The organism is Ralstonia mannitolilytica (assembly GCF_000954135.1).
Taxonomy (GTDB): Bacteria; Pseudomonadota; Gammaproteobacteria; order Burkholderiales; family Burkholderiaceae; genus Ralstonia; species Ralstonia mannitolilytica.
In genome coordinates, this window is sequence record NZ_CP010799.1 from 34,511 (window position 1) to 54,195 (window position 19,685).

The window sequence follows — 19,685 nt, forward strand, 5'->3', positions numbered from 1 at the left end:
CGCCGCTCCCCCAACGAATCGAGTTCCCCATGAGCACCACGCACGAAAAGATCGACCAGATCGTCAAAGGCCACCCCGTCGTCCTCTTCATGAAGGGCACGGCGCAATTTCCGATGTGCGGCTTCTCCGGTCGCGCCATTCAGATCCTGAAGGCGTGCGGCGTCGATCAGCCGTACACCGTGAACGTGCTGGAGGATGACGAGATCCGCCAGGGCATCAAGGAATACGCGAACTGGCCGACCATTCCGCAGCTGTATATCAAGGGCGAGTTCATCGGCGGCTCGGACATCATGATGGAGATGTACCAGAGCGGTGAACTGCAGCCGCTGCTGGCTGCCTGAGCGCGTCGACAGCGTCGTTCAGCGTGACTGCGCCCGCGCCTTCCCCCCCTGCCAATGCGGCGCGCCCGCGCCGCATCATCGTGGCGATCACGGGCGCGTCGGGGGCGATCTATGGCGTGCGGCTGCTGCAGGTCCTGCAGGGACTGCGGGAATCGGCGGGAGTGGAATCGCACCTGCTGATGTCGCCGGCGGGGCTGATGAACGTGCAGCATGAGCTGCACATGGCCCGCGAGGAAGTGGAAGCGCTGGCGCACGTGGTCCACAACGTGCGCGACATCGGTGCGACCATCGCCAGCGGTTCATTTGCCGCCGAAGCCATGGTGGTGGCGCCGTGCTCCATGAAGACGCTCGCCGCCGTGGCACACGGCCTGTCGGACAACCTCATCGCCCGCGCGGCAGACGTCACGCTCAAGGAGCGCCGCCGGCTCGTCCTCATGGTGCGCGAAACGCCGTTGAACCTGGCGCACTTGCGCAATATGACGGCCGTCACCGAGATGGGCGGCATCGTCTTCCCGCCCGTGCCGGGGTTTTATCAGCGGCCCAAGACGATCGACGACCTCGTCGACCATACGGTCGGGCGCGTGCTCGATCTGCTGGGCCTGCCGCAGACCCTGGCGCCCGGCTGGCCCGGGCTGCATTCTCCGGACTAGGGCAGGTCCGTCAGCGGTGGTAGTAGTTGAAGCGCACCGCCGGCCCCCAGTAGCCGTAACCACCGTAGTAGACCGGCGCCGGAGCCGCATAGACCGGCGCGGGCGCCACGGCCACCGGTGCCGGGTAAACGGCACATCCCCCAAGTGTCGCGGCCAACAAGGCCAGAGCCACGATTTTCATGATGAGTGTCCTTCGGCCCCTCCATTGAGGCCACGCGGACGTTATAAGCGGCGGCGCGCGACGCCTGGGTCATGCACGTGTAAGCGCTGTAACGGAAGGTGACGGACGCGTGTCGGTCACCTCACTGATGTGATGCCGAGTTCCTGCCACTCGCCTTGCCAGCCGCCGCCGGCGCAGAAGCCGCCACACCGGATGCGGGCTTGGGCGCGTCGGGGTCCACCTCGGCGCGCATCTGGTCCATCACCGCGCCGGCGCGGGGCGCCCAGAGAAACTCCACCGTGCCGTTCTGCGGCTCTTCCGGAATGGCATACATCGTGACGATGGTCTGCGCGCCGGTCCAGCGCGCACGCAGCGACTCCACCGTCTTGCCCGACCTGAGCTTGAGCGGCGCCTTGCCTTCCTGCGCCGGCTTGCCATAGCGGTCGGACAGCGCCTGGAACACACGCTGCTCCGTATCGACGCCGCGCGTCGGCACGAACAGCCCGGCAACGTTGCCTTGATCGATGAGGAGCACGGCTTGCGGGCCGTCCATCAGCTCGGGCCGCTTGGCCGACGGCACGCCAAGCGAGCGGGTGCGGCCATGCGACTCGAGCACGTCGGAGCAGTATTCGGAGACGTCCTTGCCGCCGGCCGCACGCACATCCTGGCACGAAGGCAGCCTGGGCAGCGGCTTGCCGAGCGGAAAGGCGTCCAGCAGCGCCGCCACATCGCCGGGATCGCGCGCCGCCTTGGCCGATGCTGCCTGGGGCGCGTTCTTGGCGGCAGGGGCGGCAAACGCCGCGGCCGCCAGCAGCGAAGTCGAAAAGGCAAGCGCTGCAATCGTGGCAGCGCGTCGCGTCCAGCGGGTCATGCGAACTCCATGAAAAAAAGAGCCGAGAGTGTGCCATGCGGAAACGCCGGCACGCAGCGAACCGGTTCTGACCGTAGGCCGGCGGCCCGCGTTCCCGTCAACCGAACGGCTGAGTGGCGGGGAGCCACAGCTTTACACGCGGTTTGACGCGGTTACCGGCAAGATGGAGGCGAAAACGTTATCAAAATGTTGCCACTTTTGATCTCACAAAGATCCGGCGGGTAAAATCTCGGCGGCACAGACGAATGACCGGCAGGCTCCCAGCGTCACGTTCCTTGGGCCGGCCGCATAAACGCGATCTCATTTTGAACATTCCCTCCGCTGTTCCCCCCCGTTCCCCGCTGGCGGCCCGGGCCCGCTCGGTGGCCGGCTATGCGCGGCTTGCCGTGGGCCTGCTGGCGCTGGCCTCGGCTCATGCGGCGCTCGCCTTCGGCCTGAACGACGTGGCCCTGCGCGCCCGCCAGCTGGCTGCCAAGCCGTACCAGGCGCCCGCCAACACCCTGCCGCGCGAACTGCGCGAGCTGCGCTACGACCAGTACCGCGAAATCCGCTTCAAATCCGACCTGGCCTACTGGCGCAAGGACAAGCTGCCGTTCGAGCTCGGCTTCTTCCACGAAGGCTCGTATTACGACCAGCCGGTGAAGATCAACGAGGTGTCGCCGGCCGGCGTGCGCGAGATCCGCTTCGACCCAGGCCTGTTCGACTACGGCCCCATCAAGCTGGACCCGAAGCAGCTGCACAAGCTCGGTTTCGCGGGCTTCCGGGTGCACTACCCGATGAACACGCCCAAGTACAAGGACGAAGTGATCGTCTTCCTGGGCGCGTCGTACTTCCGCGCGATCGGCAAGAACCAGGTCTATGGGCTGTCGGCACGGGGCCTGGCGATCGACACCGCGCTCAATTCGGGCGAAGAATTCCCGCGCTTCACCGATTTCTGGATCGAGCGCCCCGCCGCCAACGCGAAAGAACTCACGATCTACGCGCTGCTCAACTCGCGCCGCGCCACGGGCGCCTACCGCTTCGTCATCAAGCCGGGTACCGATACCGTGGTGGACGTGAAGGCGCAGCTCTACATGCGGGAGAACGTGAGCAAGCTGGGCATTGCGCCGCTCACCAGCATGTTCTTCTTTGGCGAGAACCAGCCGGCCGCCAACCTCGACTTCCGCCCCGAGGTGCATGACTCCGACGGGCTGTCGGTGCTCTCAGGCACCGGCGAATGGATCTGGCGTCCGCTGACCAACCCGAAGCGCCTGCTGGTGAGCTCGTTTGCCACCACCAACCCCGGCGGCTTCGGCCTGATGCAGCGCGACCGCGCGTTCTCGAGCTACGAAGAGATCGGCGACCGCTACGAGCTGCGTCCCAGCGCATGGGTCGAACCCGTGGGCAAGTGGGGCGCGGGGCGCGTCGAACTCGTGCAGATCCCGACGCCTGACGAGACCAACGACAACGTCGTCGCCTACTGGGTGCCCGAAAACCCGCCCAAGCCGCAGCAGCCGTTCAATCTCGAGTACCGCATGCTGTGGCAGAAGGAGAGCGACAGGAAGCCGGCCCTGGCGTGGGTCGCGCAGACGCGCCGCTCGCATGGCTGGACGACCAAGCGCCCGGACGAACGCAAGCCCGACGACACGATCGCCTTCGTGGTCGACTTCGAAGGGCCCGCACTGGCGAAGCTGCCGCCCAACGCACCGGTGGAGCCGGTGTTCTCTGCAGACGCCAACGGCAAGATCGAATCGATCTTCGGCCAACCCAACACCGCGACCGGCGGCTGGCGCGTGACCGTGCGCCTCAAGCGGGTCGACGACGACAAACCAGTGGAGCTGCGCGGCTACCTGCGCAGCCGCGGTACCGGACTTTCTGAGACGTGGAGCTACCTGCTACCCCCGGGCTGACCGCCCAGACCGGCGGCGCCGCGGGCCCTGCCACCACCGGCCCGGCCACGGCGCAATCCGTGGCCGATCGTTATCTTGAGGCGCTGCCGCTGGCGCCAGACGCACGCGCGGCGCTGCTGCGCGATGCCGGCATCGGCCGTGGCGACGACGACGCCGTTGCGCTGACCAAGCTCCACCGCGCCCTGGCAAAGCTCGACGCCGCGCAGACCACCTCGCTGGAAGCGCAAGCGCCCGCCTACGCATCCGTGGGCACGCGCCTGGACGCCGCGTACGGCGCCACGCGCGCGAACGCCGCATCAGCGGAGTCCGCGGCCGAGCCGGCGCCGCCCATTCAGCACGACGGCGAAGGCCGCATTCATCTGGACACGGGGCCCCAGCCCGCGCGCCGCTCGATGGTGCCTTGGCCGTGGGTGCTCGGGCCGATCTGGCGCGCGCGCAAGGCCGTCGAGCGCTGGATGCACGGCGGCAAGAAGCCGGTGCCGTATGAAGCGCCGGACTCGCCGGACCCGAAGGGCATCTGGCGCTTCGTCGGCGCGCGGCGGCGCCTGACGCTGCTTGCGCTGATGATCGCCCAGACCGTCGCCGCCACCTGGGCGATGAGCACCGTGCTGCCCTACCACGGCCGCGACTGGCTCGAAGCCGTCATCATCGTGCTGTTCGCGGTGCTGTTCTGCTGGGTCTCGGCGGGGTTCTGGACGGCCATCACGGGCTTCCTGCTGCTGGCCTTCCATGGCGACCGCTTTGTCATCTCGCGCCGCGCCGCACGCGATGCGGTGATCCCGGACGATGCGCGCACCGCCATCGTCATGCCGATCGCCAACGAAGACGTGCAGCGCGTGTTTGCCGGGCTGCGCGCGACCTACGAATCGCTGGAGCGCACGGGCCACCTGGAACACTTCGACTTTTTCGTGCTGTCGGATTCCGGTGACCCGGACATCCGCACCGCGGAGGCCGACGCCTGGCTGCACCTGTGTCGCGCGCTGAACGGCTTCGGCCGCATCTTCTACCGCTGGCGCCGCCACCGGGTGAAGCGCAAGAGCGGCAACATCGACGACTTCTGCCGGCGCTGGGGCGGCAAGTACCGCTACATGATCGTGCTCGACGCCGACAGCGTCATGAGCGGCGATTGCCTGACGCGCCTGGTGCAATTGATGGAAGGCGCGCCTTCGGCCGGCATCATCCAGACCGCACCGCGCGCTGCCGGCCGCGATACGCTGTATGCGCGCATCCAGCAGTTCGCCACGCGCGTGTACGGGCCGCTCTTCACGGCGGGCCTGCACTACTGGCAACTGGGCGAATCGCACTACTGGGGCCACAACGCCATCATCCGGCTGGACCCGTTCATCAAGCACTGCGCACTCGCGCCGATTCCGGGCAAGGGGTCGCTGTCGGGCGAGATCATGTCGCACGACTTCGTCGAGGCCGCGCTGATGCGCCGCGCCGGCTGGGCCGTCTGGATTGCCTACGACCTTGACGGCAGCTACGAAGAGATGCCGCCCAATCTGCTGGACGAACTGGGCCGCGACCGCCGCTGGTGCCACGGCAACCTGATGAACTTCCGCCTGTTTGGCACCCCAGGGTTCCATCGCGTGCATCGCGCGGTGTTCATCACCGGTGTGATGGCGTACCTCTCGGCGCCGCTGTGGTTCCTGTTCCTGCTGCTGTCGACGGCGCTGCTGGCCAAGCACACGCTGATCGCGCCGGAGTACTTCACGCAGCCGCGCCAGCTGTTCCCGATCTGGCCGGAATGGCACCCGGAAAAGGCTGCGGCGCTGTTCTCGGCCACGGCCACGGTGCTGTTCCTGCCGAAGATACTGAGCGTGCTGGTGCTGTGGGCGCAGGGCCCGAAGCGGTTCGGGGGTGCGCTGCACCTGGCGCTGTCGATGGTGATCGAAGCGGCGTTCTCGGTGCTGGCTGCGCCGGTGCGCATGCTGTTCCACACGCGTTTCGTGACGGCGGCATTCCTCGGCTGGAAGGTGCACTGGAAGTCGCCACCGCGGGAAGACGCACAGACCCACTGGAGCGACGCCTTCCGCCGCCATGGGCTGCACACTCTCATCGGCATCGTGTGGGCCGCGCTGGTGTACTGGCTGAACCCGAGCTTCCTGTGGTGGCTGTCGCCGGTGGTCGGGGCGTTGGTCATCTCCATTCCGCTGTCGGTGTTCTCGAGCCGAGTCAGCCTGGGCCGGCGCATGCGCCGCCTGCGGCTGTTCATGATTCCCGAAGAGGTGCGTCCGCCGCGCGAGCTGCGCGCCATGCGCAAGCACCTGCGCAATGCGCCGCCGATGCCGGACTTCCGCCAGGCTGTCGTCGATCCCGTCACGAACGCCCTGATGTGCGCGATCGGCACGGCGCGCTTTCCACACGATCCGCGCTTGGTCGCCGTGCGGGAGGCGACGGTGCGACACGCGCTGGAAGTGGGCCCGGACAAGCTCACGGGCAAGCAGAAGCTGGTACTGCTCTCGGATCCGTTTTCGCTGTCGGCGCTGCATCTTGCGGTGTGGTCGTCACCCGAACAGCGTGCAGCGTGGCGACCGCCCGCCCAGGCCTGAACACGAGCAGGCACGAAACGCCGCGCCCCATCCGGCTCTTGCCGATGGGGCGTTTTAACTTTCCGTTACATCGGTAGGATTTGCGTATCACCTGAACCGGGCTCCGATTCATAGAATGGCATCACGAACTTGATATACGAAGTCGACGGCACAACGGCCCGGCCTCGCAACCGTAAGGAGAAGCATCATGAAACGCACACTGCTCGCATTCGTTCTGGGTGGCGCCGCGCTGTGCGCCTCGACGGCCGCGCTGGCGCACGTGGACGTTGGCGTGTCGATTGGCGTGCCGGCACCGGTGTATGTCGCCCCGGCGCCTGTATATGTGCCGCCGCCCCCGGTCGTGTATCGCCCGGCGCCGGTCTACGCGCCCGCCCCTGTGGTCTACGGCGGTTACTACCGCGACGATTGGCGCGAACGTGCCTGGCGCCGCCACGAATGGCGTGAGCACGCCTGGCGCGAACACGAATGGCGCGAACGCCACGGCTGGCGCTGAACCGCTCCAGTTCGACGTCCTGCCCGGGCCGCTCATCTGAGCGGCCCGATGCTTTTGTGCCCTATCCTCGCACCAGCGCGAAACCGACCTATGCTGACGTAGCGGCCACAGCAATTCCGCCGCGGGCCGCCAACCCATACGGGAGGACGCCATGTCGATCTCCAGCACCCTCGACAGCTGCCTGCGCAGCAAAGGCTGCCTGTACGAGGTGATTCGCCATCCGCACAGCCACACCAGCACTGAAACCGCGCAGGTCGCGCACGTGCCCGGCGACCGTCTGGCCAAGACGCTGCTGCTCGAAGACAAGCTCGGCTACGTGGCGGCCGTGCTGCCCTCGACGTACCACCTGCATCTCTCGGAACTGCAAAAGGAGTCGGGCCGTCAGGATCTGACGCTGGCCGACGAATCGGAGCTGCGCGAAGTCTTCAAGGACTGCGACGTGGGGGCCGTGCCGCCGGTGGGCATGGCGTACGGCATGCCGACCTACATCGATAGCAGCCTCATGACCCACGGCGATGTGTACTTCGAAGCCGGCGACCACGAGAACGTGGTCCACATGGACATGGACCAGTTCATGGCGCTGATGCGCGATGCCAAGCCCGCGCGCTTCGCCTATCGCATGCAGGGCGTGCTGTTCTGAGCTGTTCGCAGGAGGCCATCATGGCCGACGACGCGGTCGTCACGGTCCGCAACAACGGGCCGTGTCACATCAAGGGAAGCTTTCGGATCGTCACCCAGAACGGGCGCGAGTTGACAGTGGCAGCAGACCAGGTCTGGCTGTGCCGATGCGGGCATTCGTTGAACAAACCGTTCTGTGACGGCTCGCACAAGCGCATCGAGTTCGACAGCAACCTCGACGCGTTGCCGCCGGTCGAGGCCGACCGGTCGCCTTAAAAAGGAGCGCGGGCCGGCAAGCCCGCGCGTTTCCTTTAACGAACGACCGGCTTGTAGCGGATGCGCTTGGGCTTGGCGCCCTCTTCGCCCAGGCGCTTTTTCTTGTCGGCTTCGTATTCCTGGTAGTTGCCCGGGAAGAATTCGACGTGCGAATCGCCCTCAAACGCGATGATGTGCGTGGCGATCCGGTCCAGGAACCAGCGGTCGTGCGAGATCACCATCACGCAGCCGGCAAACTCCAGCAGCGCGTCTTCCAGCGCACGCAGCGTTTCCACGTCGAGGTCGTTCGACGGCTCGTCCAGCAGCAGCACGTTGCCGCCCGAGATCAGCGTCTTGGCCAGGTGCAGGCGCCCGCGCTCGCCACCGGAGAGCGTGCCGACCTGCTTCTGCTGATCGCCGCCCTTGAAGTTGAAGCGGCCGATGTACGCACGCGACGGCGTTTCGTACTTGCCGACGGTCAGGATGTCGGCGCCGCCCGAGATCTCTTCGAAGACGGTCTTGTCGGCGGACAGCGCATCGCGGCTCTGGTCCACGTAGGCGAGCTTGACGGTCGGGCCGATCTTGATGGTGCCGGAGTCCGGCTGCTCCTTGCCGGTGATCATGCGGAACAGCGTTGACTTGCCCGCGCCGTTCGGACCGATGATGCCCACGATGGCGCCAGGCGGAATCGTAAAGCTGAGGTTGTCGATCAGCAGGCGGTCGCCGTAGCTCTTGCTCACGTTCTGGAATTCGATCACCTCATTGCCCAGGCGCTCGCCGGCGGGAATGAAGATTTCCTGCGTTTCGTTGCGCTTTTGATATTCCTGGCTGTTCAGCTCGTCAAAGCGGGCCAGACGCGCCTTCGACTTGGCCTGGCGGCCCTTCGGGTTCTGGCGCACCCATTCGAGTTCCTTCTTCAGCGCCTTCTGGCGGGCCGATTCCGTGGCCTCTTCCTGCTTCAGGCGCGTCTCTTTCTGGTCGAGCCACGAGCTGTAGTTGCCCTTCCAGGGGATGCCGTGGCCACGGTCCAGTTCGAGGATCCACTCGGCGGCGTTGTCGAGGAAGTAGCGGTCGTGGGTCACGGCCACGACGGTGCCCGGGAAGCGCGTGAGGAACTGCTCGAGCCAATCCACCGATTCGGCGTCCAGGTGGTTGGTCGGTTCGTCCAGCAGCAGCATGTCGGGGCGCGAAAGCAGCAGCTTGCACAGCGCGACGCGGCGCTTTTCACCGCCCGAGAGGTGCTCGATCCTGGCATCCCACGGCGGCAGGCGCAGCGCGTCGGCGGCAATTTCGAGCTGCAGTTCGACGTTGTCGCCTGCACCGGCCGCGATGATCGCCTCCAGGCGCGCCTGTTCTTCGGCCAGCTTGTCGAAATCGGCGTCGGGCTCGGCATAGGCGGCGTAGATGGCTTCGAGCTGCTTCTGCGCGTCCATCACTTCGCCCATGCCGCTTTCGACTTCCTCGCGCACGGTCTTTGCCGGATCGAGCTGCGGCTCCTGCGGCAGGTAGCCGATGTTCAGGTTCGGCATCGGCGTGGCTTCGCCTTCGATGTCCTTGTCGATGCCCGCCATGATCTTCAGCAGCGTCGACTTGCCAGAACCGTTCAGGCCCAGCACGCCGATCTTGGCACCGGGAAAGAACGAAAGCGAGATGTCCTTGAGAATCTGGCGCTTGGGCGGAACGATCTTGCCCACGCGGTTCATCGTGAAAACGTACTGTGACATAGGTAAAAAGCGGGCGTAAAAGCGGAGAAAACCGCTCGAATTGGGGAACCTGCGGAGTGTAGCAAAGCCAGGATGCCGAGCCGCATGGGCAAAAGAAAAGGCGCCCGCTCGGGGCGCCCTTCCGGCGTTGCAGGAGGCCAGGCCTGCGTTACATCGTCATCATGTTGGCATTCATGTTGTGCATGACCCACAGCGAGCCGACGATCACAATCGCCAGGATCAGCAGCGTGAACAGGAAGGCCATCACGTTCCAGCGCTGAGCCGACGAGCCGTCCAGGTGCAGGAAATAGATCAGGTGCACGACGATCTGGACCACGGCCAGGGCCATCACCGTCACCAGCACGGTCTGGTGCGAATAGCCGCCGTCCATGACCATCTTGAACGGGATGACGGTCAGGATCACGGCCAGCACGAAGCCGATCAGGTAGCCCTTGACCGTGGCATGGCCTGCGCCGCCGGCGGCATGGCCTTGGGCGTCATCATGCGCGACGACGGTCGTTGCGTTGGTCTGTTCCATTTACATCGCTCCCAGCAGATACACGACGGTAAACACGCCGATCCACACCACGTCCAAGAAGTGCCAGAACAGCGACAGGCACGCCAGGCGCGTCGATTGCGTCTGCGTCAGGCCCTTGCGGCTGATCTGCCACATCAGGACGGCGATCCACAGCAGGCCGCTCGCGACGTGCAGACCGTGCGTGCCGACCAGCACGAAGAACGACGACAGGAACGCGCTGCGGTTCGGACCCGCGCCTTCCGCGATCAGGTGGTGGAACTCGTTGATTTCCATGCCGACGAACGCGGCGCCCAGCAGGAACGTGATGCCCAGCCACAGCATCACCTGATCCTTGCGGCCGTTCTGCAGGCTGATCATCACCATGCCGTAGGTGATGGACGACACCAGCAGGATGCCGGTTTCGATCGCCACGTACGACAGATCGAAGAGCTCCTTGCCCGTCGGGCCGCCCGCCGTCGCACCGCGCAGCACGCAGAACGTGGCAAACAGCGACGCGAAGATAATCAAGTCGCTCATCAGGTACACCCAGAAGCCGAAGACCTTGGTGTCTGCGGCATCGTGGTGGTGCGCATGGTCATGCGCGTGGCCATGCGCGGCGGCGTGCGCCGCGTGGCCGTCTAGAACATTGGTAGCCATGGTTTACGCCTGCGATCCGATACGTTGGAAGTAGGCCGACTCGGTCTCGTGGACCTCGTGAGCGGGCACGTAGTAATCGATGTCGTCGTTGTTGCTGCGGAGGATGAAGCTGACGATCATGCCGGCCAGGCCAAGCACGGCCATCCACCAGATGTGCCAGATCAGCGCGAAGCCCATCACCACCGAGAACATGCCGATGAAGAACCCGGCGCCGGTGTTCTTCGGCATGTGGATCTTCTCGTAGCTGGCCGCGGCCTGCGTCGGTACTTCACCGCGCGCCTTCATGTCGGCGAAGGCGTCGATGTCGCGCACGACGGGCAGCACCGGGAAGTTGTAGTGCGCCGGCGGCGACGACGTCGCCCATTCCAGCGTACGGCCGCCCCACGGGTCGCCGGTCACATCCGCCAGTGCGTGGCGGTTGCGGATACTGACGAAGATCTGGATCAGCTGCGAAGCGATACCACAGGCGATGATGGCGGCGCCGATCACGGCGACGATCAGCCACGGCTGCCATGCCGGGTTGTCGGTATGGTTCAGACGGCGCGTCATGCCCATGAAGCCCAGCACATACAGCGGCATGAACGCCGTGTAGAAGCCCACGAACCAGCACCAGAAGGCGCGCTTGCCCCACTTCTCGTCCAGCTTGAAGCCGAAGGCCTTCGGGAACCAGTAGGTGATACCAGCCAGGTAGCCGAACACCACGCCACCGATGATGGTGTTGTGGAAGTGGGCGATCAGGAACAGGCTGTTGTGCAGCAGGAAGTCGGCGCCCGGCACGGCCAGCAGCACGCCGGTCATGCCGCCGATCACGAAGGTGATCATGAAGCCGATCGTCCACAGCATCATCGAGTTCAGCTCGACGCGGCCGCGGTACATCGTGAACAGCCAATTGAAGATCTTCACGCCCGTCGGGATCGAGATGATCATCGTCGCGATGCCGAAGAACGCGTTGACGTTCGCACCCGAGCCCATGGTGAAGAAGTGGTGCAGCCACACCAGGAACGACAGCACGGTGATGCCGGCGGTTGCCCACACCATCGACGTGTAGCCGAACAGCTTCTTGCGCGAGAACGTCGAGACGATTTCCGAGAACATGCCGAACGCCGGGAGGATCAGGATGTACACCTCGGGGTGGCCCCAGATCCAGATCAGGTTCACGTACAGCATGGCGTTGCCGCCCAGTTCGTTCGTGAAGAAGTGCATGTCGAGGTAGCGGTCGGCGCCCAGCAGCGCCAGCGCCACGGTCAGCACCGGGAAGGCGGCCACGACCAGGATCATCGAGCACAGCGAGGTCCAGGTGAAGATCGGCATGCGCATCAGCGTCATGCCCGGCGCGCGCATCTTGAAGATGGTCGCGACGAAGTTCACGCCGGTCAGCAATGTCCCGAGGCCAGATATCTGCAACGCCCAGATGTAGTAGTCGACCCCCACGCCGGGGCTGTAAGCCAGCTCCGACAGCGGTGGGTACGCCAGCCAGCCGGTGCGGGCGAATTCGCCCACGCCCAGCGACACGTTGATCAGCACCACACCGGCAGCCGCCAGCCAGAACGACAGCGTGTTCAGGAACGGGAAGGCCACGTCGCGCGCGCCGATCTGCAGCGGCACGATCAGGTTGATCAGGCCCGTCATCAGCGGCATGGCCATGAAGAAAATCATGATCACGCCGTGCGCGGTAAAGATCTGGTCGTAGTGCTCAGGCGGCAGATAGCCGGCACCGCCGCCCGAGGCGACTGCCAGTTGCGAGCGCATCATGATGGCGTCGGCAAAGCCGCGCAGCAGCATCACGATGGCCAGAATGCAGTACATCACGCCGATCTTCTTGTGGTCGACCGAGGTGATCCACTCATTCCAGAGATACGACCACTTCTTGAGATAGGTGATCAGGCCCACCAGCCCTGCCCCACCCAGCAGAATGGCCGACACCGTCACGACCACGATGGGCTCGTGCAGCGGAATGGCCTCCAGACTCAACTTGCCAAACATCGTCAACTCCTAGGAATTCTTGCGCACTGCGTTGGCAGCGGCGGGCGCCGGCAGGGCCGACTGCACCGGGGCCGGCGTCGCAATCGTCTCGGCCGTTTCCACGGTGCAGGCGCCATTGCCCAGCGCCTCGTCGAGCGTCAGGACCTTGTCCGAGTCGCCCATGTATTTGTGCAGAATGCTGTGGTACAGCGTCGGGTCCACCGAGGCGTACATCGCCGGCGGCACCTTCTCGCTCGGCTTGGCCAGCGCTGCGTAGCCTTCCTTGGTCAGGCTCTGCGACGACGCGCGGACCTGCTTGACCCAGGCGTCGAATTCTTCGTTGGTCATGGCCGTGGCCTTGAACTTCATGCCCGTGAAGCCGGAGCCGCTGTAGTTCGACGACATGCCGTCAAACACACCGGTCTCGTTGGCGATCAGGTGCAGCTTGGTCTGCATGCCCGCCATGGCGTACACCTGGCTGCCGAGTTGCGGGATGAAGAACGCGTTCATCACCGTGTCGGACGTGATCTTGAAGTTGATCGGGGTGTTGGCCGGGAACGCGAGCTGGTTGACCGTCGCGATCTTCAGCTCCGGATAGATGAACAGCCACTTCCAGTCGAGCGAGACGGCCTCGACCGTGATGGGCTTCACATCCGATTCGATCGGCTTGTACGGATCGAGCGCGTGCGTGGACTTGTACGTGATCCAGCCCAGGACAACGATGATCAGGCACGGGATCAGCCACACCACGGCTTCGATGGCGTTGGAGTGCGACCAGTCCGGCTCGTAACGGGCCTTCGTATTGGTGGCGCGGTACTTCCACGCAAACACCAGCGTCAGCACGATCACGGGAATGACCACCAGCAGCATCAGGCCGGTCGCCACCAGGATCAGCGTCTTTTCTTCGGCGGCGATCATCCCCTTCGGGTCCAGGACCGTCAGGTTGCAGCCCGCCAGCAGGAGCGGAAGGCTTGCGGCGAGGAGCCGCTTCATATGTGGAACGAGTGTATTCTTCATGTCTTGCACAATTGCGCCGGCGATGCGCACCAACATCACGAGAGCCCAGCAGCCCAGACTGCAGCCACAGGCGGAAAAACGCGGGAAATGAGAAAAGACCGTGCTGCCGGCACTTCGGAATCGGCTGGTGCGGCAGCGGATCTTCGATCACATCTGGCGCCGGTCAGGGAGAAGCTGAACCCAGCGCGCCCCGTCGACGGGGCGGACTTCGCTCATGCCGGGCACGCGCGAGGCCGAGCGCCGCCGCGTCGCACAAAGCGGCGTACGACACATCGGGGGCGGTTGAGATGGGAGCAGGCACTACGTCAGGCGCTCGTTGGGGGAGCGCGGTATGGAGTGGAATGCGGGCGCGATCTTACCGCCAGACGGCGCTTCGGATCGCGCAATTTGCTCAGGCAAATAGAAATGCGAGCCGATTGACAAGTGACGGCTGCGTCGTCCGCCTAGGGTTTACGCGGCTTTGCGGGTAAGCCAATCGAAAGTGCATGTTGTTGCACTGCGACAATCGGCCACAGTGGCGCGCAGGCCACGACAGGCCGCAAGAGGCGGGAGAGCACCGACAGCATCACCGGCACCACCGCCACCACGCAGCCAGCGAAGAGGTTCATCCACGGGTGTTCTTCCGCAGGCCCAGCACGGCCTTGTCGTTGCACAACAGCAGCAGGAACACCGTCGCGCTCGGCAGCAGCATGCCGGCCTGCGATGCAGCGAGTGCCGCACGGCAAACACATCGCCCATCGCATATGCGGTCGAAAGCGACACCGCGCATGCGCCGATGATGCTGGCGTCCGGCAACGCGATCGCGAATACCTGCCGAAGGCGCCGGCGTCGTTGTCTCCGACCATCACGACCAGGCCCGGCCCGACGATGGCGAGCAACGTCCGCCAGCGCGCGTCAGGTGCCGAGCGCGCCCCGAATGTCACCCACATGGGCGTCGTCGCGTGCGGCATGACGCGGCGCGCCGATGCCCGAAGCGAATTGCGTCATATCGACCCCAATTGGTGCGCGTTGTTGGCGTTACCAGTACGTGCGCGACAGGCGAATGGCCGCCGCGACGTAACCGTGGTTCGCGAGCGCTGGGCCGCCATCGCCGGCGCGGCGGGTCGATGGCCCGGGCACGGCACCGGCACGCTGGGGCGCACCGGCCCGGGCCTGCACGAACGGCGAGCTGAACGGCAGTGCGATCGCCGAAAAACGACGGGCGGGGATGTTGAATTTGCGCATGGTGCACTCCTTGCGGCACGCCCGCCATGTGGGCGCGGCCTGCCGCCATCGCCACGGCTGCGCGCGGCGTGTTCAGACATTCAAGGAGCGATGGGAGACACCGCCGCCTTGCCGGGCCGCAAGTCAACAGCAAGGAACAACCGTGCAGCGGACTCGCCTTGAGGAAAATGCGTTCGGATAGGGTCGACTCGGACTGTCCATGTGGGCCCTCCGTAGGTCTTGGAGTCCGGTGGGGGCGCGCATGCCCACGCGGTTGACGACGCCGCGATCGCGGCCGTAGCCAGGGCCCCGATACGCTGAAGATCAGGGCAGCCCGCCAGCGCCCTGATCGATGGCGAGCGGTAGAACGCATGAGGCCTCTCGTCCGCGTGCGACGTGGACGCAGGCAGACGCCGGCCGCCGGCTTGCCGATGGCGCGCGCAAACGCACGCGGCCACGCATACGGTGCCGGACACCAACACTCGATTCAGGGAGACGCTTGCGCAGAGAACCCACGCAAGAGCCACCACCTGCCGTGCAACGCGGCTAGGCAGTGGCGGGAAGGACAGCCAACACGCCTGGAATGCTTAGCCGTTCAATGGCGATCGAAGATCGACTGGAACAACTGTCCATGGAGACCACTCCGTAGCTGTGACGGGGCGCAGAGCAACAAAGTGTCGCGGGGACCGGCAAGCCCTTGGTGGCCGCTACTGCAGATACCCAACGATGAGCCGCGTCGCCTCGTCGATCAGCGGCGCGAAGCGCGCTTCGGCAAAGCGCTCGGCGTGGTGCAGGACAGCGTTGTGCGTGAGCGCCTCGATGGAGGTCACGCACACGAACGCGGCAAGCTCGAGATCGAGCGGACGCAGCTCATCGCGATGGGCCTCCAGGTACGCGAAGAACATGTTGTAGATCTCGGCGTTGAAGCGCTCGGTGTTCGCAAGCCGCCCGGTGCGCGGTATCTGCTCGGCGAGCACGCGGTGCAATTTGGGATCGACGCCATGCGCGTGAACGGCAGTGGTCACCAGCCTGCGCACCGCCTGCGCCACCGGGAGCGTGGCAGCGTCAGCGAGCGCATCACGCGTCAGCGCCATGAGTTCGCTGCTGTGCCGCTCCATCACCGCCACCACGAGCGCCTCCTTGCTCGGAAAATACTGGTACAGCGATCCCACGCTCACGCCGGCCTTGGCCGCAATCCGGTTCGTGCTCGCCTTATCGAACCCCTCTTTCACGAGAATGCGAGCGGTGGCTTCGATCAACGCATCCACCGTGGCGCGCGATCGCGCCTGCGCGGCTTGTTTGCGGGGTTGGGTCAGCGGCTTGCGAGCCATTTTCCTGGGCGTCGAATGCGGGTATGAAACACGAGTCATCGCTCATATTATGCATGGCGCGAGTTGCTCGCCAACCGTGCAAGACAAGGAGCCACCTCATGTCTCACCCACCCTACACGCAACTGCTCGCCATCAAGCAATGGGCCGACCGCGGTCTGTATGACGCCGTGTGCCGGCAGTTCGATCAGCTGAGCCATGAAGACGCGACGCTCATGCTGCGCGTCCTCGATCACGTCCACACAGTGGACCGCATCTTCCAGCACCATCTGCAGGGACTGCCGCATCCATTCGCTGCGCCCAGATCCGAGAAGCTTCCAGAACTCAGCACGCTGGCCCAGCACGCGCAGCAAGTCGACGACTGGTATGTGTCTTATGCGCAGACCGTGACGCAGGCCAAGCTCGACGAGCCGCTTGAATTCACCTTCACCAGCGGCAAGCCGGCGCGCATGCGTCGCGGCGAGATCCTGCTGCACGTGTGCCTGCACGGCACCTACCATCGCGGCAACGCCGGCGCGCTCCTGCAGCTAAGGGGCCTGACGCCAAGCCGGGATGCAATGACGGACTTTCTTGAAGACACCGCCTCGGCTGCGCCATTCGCGGTCAGCTGAGACGATCCGCATGCACGGCGCGTGGAAGCCCTACGCGTGGTGGTGCCATGCAAGCCCCGGGGGGATCGGACACAATCCGCTTCCACCCTCTACCCCGAAGGCCATGCACCACATCCCTACCGAAACCGGAGAAGTCGTCATCCCGCCCGAGCTGGAAGCCGATGTCGCACAGTTCCACTACGCGCCCGCAAGACGTGTCGGCGATTTCGTCTACCTGTCGGGCATCGTCGCGTGCAATCGTGAAACGACGCCCATGGACGCCACCGCCTTCGAGGCCGAACTGCGTCAGGTCTTCCGCCAGATCGAAGGGCTGCTGGCGGCCTGCCAGGCACGGATGGTCGACGTGATCGAGCTGCAGATGTTCCACGTGCTCGGCAGCCCGCGTCTTGCGCTGGACAAGGCCGGGCAGCTCGCAGCCATTGCGCGTGTGCGGGACGAATTTTTCCCGGCCCCGTACCCTGTGGCAGTGGAATTGGGCGTTGCCGAACTGAACCCCGAAGGCGGTCTGGTGGAGATCAAGGCGGTCGCTTACGCGCCGTTGACGGAGCCGAAGTAGTCCGATCGGCGGACTGTCGCCGTGCAATTCCGAATGTGCGATCTGGATGGGCGAGCGCCAAAGACAAGCGGCTTCCCAGTGGGAAGCCGCTTCGGTATTGGTGCCGGCTGCAGGACTCGAACCCGCCACCTGATGATTACAAATCAACTGCTCTACCAGATGAGCTAAGCCGGCAAAGAACGGCGATTCTACAGCAACCCGTGCTACTTGACGACTTTCAGCGCGGGCTTGCCGCCGATGCGCGGTACGTTGGGCGGCGGTTCGTCGTCCGGGCCGCCGTCCGCTTCTGCGGGGGCCGGCGGAAGAGCGGACTCAGCATCCACAGCAGCCAGCTTGGGCGGCGGATTGTTCTCGCGCTCGGTCGCAGCCTGCGTCACAGGATTGCTGCGCTCGACCGGGAAGGCCATGCCCTGCCCGTTCTCGCGCGCATAAACGGCCAGCACGTTCTCGACCGGCACCTCGATCTTGCGCGACACGCCCGAAAAGCGCGCGTGGAACGTGATCCACTCGTTCCCCATGTCGAGCTGGCTGGTCGCGTCGAAGCTGACGTTCAGCACGATCTCGTCATTCTTGACGAACTCGCGCGGCACGTTGGTGTTGTTGTCGACGAAGACCGCGATGTATGGCGTGAAGCCGTTGTCCGTGCACCATTCATAGATGGCGCGGATCAGATAGGGCTTGGTGGAAGTTTCCGGCATGATGAAATGGTGACCAACGCAGCTGCGGCCGCACACCCGCGCGGCCGGCAACCCCGGCGGCAATCAGCGGCGCATGACCTTTTCCGACGGCGTCAGCGCTTCAATATACGCCGGACGGCTGAAGATGCGCTCGGCGTATTTCATCAGCGGCGCGGCGTTCTTCGAGACTTCGATGCCGTAGTGGTCGAGACGCCACAGCAGCGGCGCAATCGCCACGTCCAGCATCGAGAACTCTTCACCCAGCATGTACTTGTTCTTCAGGAAGATGGGCGCGAGTTGCGTCAGGCGGTCGCGGATGGCGGCACGGGCCTTCTCGTGGTTCTTTTCGGCGGCCTTGCCCTTTTCGTTCTCGAGCACGGAGACGTGCGTGAACAGTTCCTTCTCGAAGTTGAACAGGAACAGGCGGGCGCGGGCACGCTGCACCGGGTCGGCCGGCATCAGCTGCGGGTGCGGGAAGCGCTCGTCGATGTACTCGTTGATGATGTTCGACTCGTACAGGATCAGGTCGCGCTCAACCAGGATAGGCACCTGGCCGTACGGGTTCATTACCGCGATGTCTTCCGGCTTGTTGAAGAGATCGACGTCGCGGATCTCGAAATCCATGCCCTTTTCAAACAGGACGAGGCGGCAACGCTGCGAGAACGGGCAGGTGGTGCCCGAGTACAAGACCATCATGGTTGTAGTTCCTTGGCGCATGGGCCGGGGGCGGCCCGATGACGGTACAACCGCGGCGACAAACAGCATCGCCACGGCACAAAAGCGAAAAGGCAAAGGGCTAGGACCAGTGTTTCACCGGCCTAGCCCTTGCCCGGAAAACAGCGATTTTACTTGATGTCCTTCCAATAGGCCGCATTCAGGCGCCAGGCGAGCACGAAGAACACGCCGATGAACAACAGCACCCACACGCCGAGGCGCTTGCGCAGGTTACCGGCGGGCTCAGCCATCCAGTCCAGATACGTGACGAGATCGGCGACGGCCTGGTCATATTCGACGTTGCTCATCTTGCCGGGCGTGACCTGGTCGAAGCCGACCAGCTTGTGCTCGGGCTCGCCGCCGTGCTCGGACTTGACCGTCTCGTACTTCGGCACGCGCTGGCCTTGCAGCTCCCACAGCACATGCGGCATGCCGACCTTGTCGAAGACCAGGTTGTTCCAGCCGGTCGGCCGCGTGTCGTCGCGGTAGAACGTGCGCAGGTAGGTGTAGAGCCAGTCGCTGCCGCGTGCACGGGCGATCACCGACAGGTCGGGCGGAACGGCGCCGAACCACTTCTTGGCGTCGTCCCGGTCCATGGCAATGTGCATCGTGTCACCGATCTTGTCGGACGTGAACAGCAGGTTCTGCTTGATCTGCTCTTCCGTGAGGCCGAGGTCACGCAGGCGGTTGTAGCGCATGGCGCTGGCGCCGTGGCAGTTCAGGCAGTAGTTGACGAACAGCTTGGCGCCGCGCTGCAGCGCAGACGCATCGCTGGACTGGTTGGGCGCCGTATCGAGCGGCACGCCACCCTCATTGGCCATCACGGGCGCGGCAAACACGAGACCGGCCAAGGCGAAAATCGCAAGCAGCTTTTTCATTCTTGTGTCCTTCATGGGTCCTTGTGCGCGGGC

Annotated in this window: 21 protein-coding genes, 1 tRNA gene and 2 pseudogenes; 9 read left to right on the forward strand and 15 right to left on the reverse strand. The window is 64.8% G+C overall.

The window, feature by feature from the left end:
* The first annotated feature begins 29 nt into the window (after positions 1–29).
* The gene (gene grxD, locus TK49_RS00165; RefSeq protein ID WP_045784958.1) at positions 30–341 is read left to right on the forward strand and encodes a Grx4 family monothiol glutaredoxin; all 312 of its coding nucleotides are present in this window, start codon (positions 30–32) and stop codon (positions 339–341) included.
* A 23-nt stretch (positions 342–364) separates the two neighbouring features.
* Entirely contained in the window at positions 365–991 is a 627-nt protein-coding gene (locus TK49_RS00170; RefSeq protein WP_045784959.1) for a UbiX family flavin prenyltransferase, read from the forward strand.
* 10 nt (positions 992–1,001) lie between these two features.
* Here the strand turns inward: TK49_RS00170 and TK49_RS24740 are convergent, their stop codons facing one another.
* Together TK49_RS24740 and TK49_RS00180 are read right to left on the reverse strand one after the other, a co-directional pair.
* On the reverse strand, positions 1,002–1,172 hold the full coding sequence (locus TK49_RS24740) for a hypothetical protein (protein WP_045784960.1): 171 nt from the start codon (positions 1,170–1,172) through the stop codon (positions 1,002–1,004).
* Between the two features lie 121 nt (positions 1,173–1,293).
* A complete protein-coding gene (locus tag TK49_RS00180; protein WP_045784961.1) occupies positions 1,294–2,022 on the reverse strand; it encodes a hypothetical protein in 729 nt (242 codons plus the stop codon).
* 362 nt (positions 2,023–2,384) lie between these two features.
* Here TK49_RS00180 and TK49_RS00185 point away from each other — a divergent pair, with 362 nt between their 5' ends.
* The 5 genes from TK49_RS00185 to TK49_RS00205 all read left to right on the forward strand — a co-directional run bounded on the left by TK49_RS00185 (position 2,385) and on the right by TK49_RS00205 (position 7,850).
* A complete protein-coding gene (locus TK49_RS00185; RefSeq protein WP_164491291.1) occupies positions 2,385–3,911 on the forward strand; it encodes a glucan biosynthesis protein G in 1,527 nt (508 codons plus the stop codon).
* Entirely contained in the window at positions 3,884–6,463 is a 2,580-nt protein-coding gene (mdoH, locus tag TK49_RS00190; RefSeq protein WP_045784963.1) for a glucans biosynthesis glucosyltransferase MdoH, read from the forward strand. The genes TK49_RS00185 and mdoH overlap by 28 nt, the downstream gene beginning before the upstream one ends.
* Positions 6,464–6,650: 187 nt before the next feature.
* Positions 6,651–6,956: a hypothetical protein gene (locus tag TK49_RS00195; protein ID WP_045784964.1), complete on the forward strand. Its 306-nt coding sequence runs from the start codon at positions 6,651–6,653 to the stop codon at positions 6,954–6,956.
* Between the two features lie 151 nt (positions 6,957–7,107).
* The gene (locus TK49_RS00200; RefSeq protein ID WP_045784965.1) at positions 7,108–7,596 is read left to right on the forward strand and encodes an aminoacyl-tRNA deacylase; all 489 of its coding nucleotides are present in this window, start codon (positions 7,108–7,110) and stop codon (positions 7,594–7,596) included.
* Between the two features lie 20 nt (positions 7,597–7,616).
* Positions 7,617–7,850, forward strand: coding sequence for a CDGSH iron-sulfur domain-containing protein (locus TK49_RS00205; protein WP_045784966.1), 234 nt, complete (start codon positions 7,617–7,619; stop codon positions 7,848–7,850).
* A 35-nt stretch (positions 7,851–7,885) separates the two neighbouring features.
* Here the strand turns inward: TK49_RS00205 and ettA are convergent, their stop codons facing one another.
* The 9 genes and pseudogenes from ettA to TK49_RS00240 all read right to left on the reverse strand — a co-directional run bounded on the left by ettA (position 7,886) and on the right by TK49_RS00240 (position 16,219).
* Positions 7,886–9,553, reverse strand: coding sequence for an energy-dependent translational throttle protein EttA (gene ettA, locus TK49_RS00210; RefSeq protein ID WP_045784967.1), 1,668 nt, complete (start codon positions 9,551–9,553; stop codon positions 7,886–7,888).
* A gap of 148 nt (positions 9,554–9,701) precedes the next feature.
* A complete protein-coding gene (locus TK49_RS00215) occupies positions 9,702–10,070 on the reverse strand; it encodes a cytochrome o ubiquinol oxidase subunit IV (protein WP_045784968.1) in 369 nt (122 codons plus the stop codon).
* On the reverse strand, positions 10,071–10,706 hold the full coding sequence (cyoC, locus tag TK49_RS00220; RefSeq protein WP_045784969.1) for a cytochrome o ubiquinol oxidase subunit III: 636 nt from the start codon (positions 10,704–10,706) through the stop codon (positions 10,071–10,073).
* A 3-nt stretch (positions 10,707–10,709) separates the two neighbouring features.
* A complete protein-coding gene (cyoB, locus tag TK49_RS00225; RefSeq protein ID WP_045784970.1) occupies positions 10,710–12,689 on the reverse strand; it encodes a cytochrome o ubiquinol oxidase subunit I in 1,980 nt (659 codons plus the stop codon).
* A 9-nt stretch (positions 12,690–12,698) separates the two neighbouring features.
* Positions 12,699–13,661, reverse strand: coding sequence for a ubiquinol oxidase subunit II (cyoA, locus tag TK49_RS00230; RefSeq protein WP_099050666.1), 963 nt, complete (start codon positions 13,659–13,661; stop codon positions 12,699–12,701).
* A 575-nt stretch (positions 13,662–14,236) separates the two neighbouring features.
* Positions 14,237–14,495 (reverse strand): annotated as a pseudogene (locus TK49_RS24875) (divalent metal cation transporter); the annotation flags it as partial.
* A pseudogene (locus tag TK49_RS25180) lies at positions 14,483–14,672 on the reverse strand (divalent metal cation transporter); the annotation flags it as partial. The pseudogenes TK49_RS24875 and TK49_RS25180, both read right to left, overlap by 13 nt.
* 30 nt (positions 14,673–14,702) lie before the next feature.
* Positions 14,703–14,909 (reverse strand): hypothetical protein, encoded by a 207-nt coding sequence (locus TK49_RS00235; protein ID WP_045784972.1) that lies wholly within the window; start codon positions 14,907–14,909, stop codon positions 14,703–14,705.
* 686 nt (positions 14,910–15,595) lie between these two features.
* Positions 15,596–16,219: a TetR/AcrR family transcriptional regulator gene (locus TK49_RS00240; protein ID WP_045784973.1), complete on the reverse strand. Its 624-nt coding sequence runs from the start codon at positions 16,217–16,219 to the stop codon at positions 15,596–15,598.
* 98 nt (positions 16,220–16,317) lie between these two features.
* Here TK49_RS00240 and TK49_RS00245 point away from each other — a divergent pair, with 98 nt between their 5' ends.
* Both TK49_RS00245 and TK49_RS00250 read left to right on the forward strand, forming a co-directional pair.
* Positions 16,318–16,827 (forward strand): DinB family protein, encoded by a 510-nt coding sequence (locus TK49_RS00245; protein ID WP_045784974.1) that lies wholly within the window; start codon positions 16,318–16,320, stop codon positions 16,825–16,827.
* Positions 16,828–16,930: 103 nt separating this feature from the next.
* Complete coding sequence (locus TK49_RS00250) at positions 16,931–17,383, forward strand: Rid family hydrolase (RefSeq protein ID WP_045784975.1); 453 nt, start codon at positions 16,931–16,933, stop codon at positions 17,381–17,383.
* 98 nt (positions 17,384–17,481) lie between these two features.
* Here the strand turns inward: TK49_RS00250 and TK49_RS00255 are convergent.
* From TK49_RS00255 to TK49_RS00270, 4 genes are all read right to left on the reverse strand, one after another.
* Positions 17,482–17,557: transfer RNA gene (locus TK49_RS00255), tRNA-Thr, on the reverse strand.
* Positions 17,558–17,586: 29 nt separating this feature from the next.
* Positions 17,587–18,081, reverse strand: coding sequence for a ClpXP protease specificity-enhancing factor (locus TK49_RS00260; RefSeq protein WP_045787674.1), 495 nt, complete (start codon positions 18,079–18,081; stop codon positions 17,587–17,589).
* A gap of 63 nt (positions 18,082–18,144) precedes the next feature.
* A complete protein-coding gene (locus TK49_RS00265; RefSeq protein ID WP_004634649.1) occupies positions 18,145–18,756 on the reverse strand; it encodes a glutathione S-transferase N-terminal domain-containing protein in 612 nt (203 codons plus the stop codon).
* Between the two features lie 149 nt (positions 18,757–18,905).
* Positions 18,906–19,652: a cytochrome c1 gene (locus TK49_RS00270; protein WP_045784976.1), complete on the reverse strand. Its 747-nt coding sequence runs from the start codon at positions 19,650–19,652 to the stop codon at positions 18,906–18,908.
* Positions 19,653–19,685: the final 33 nt, after the last annotated feature.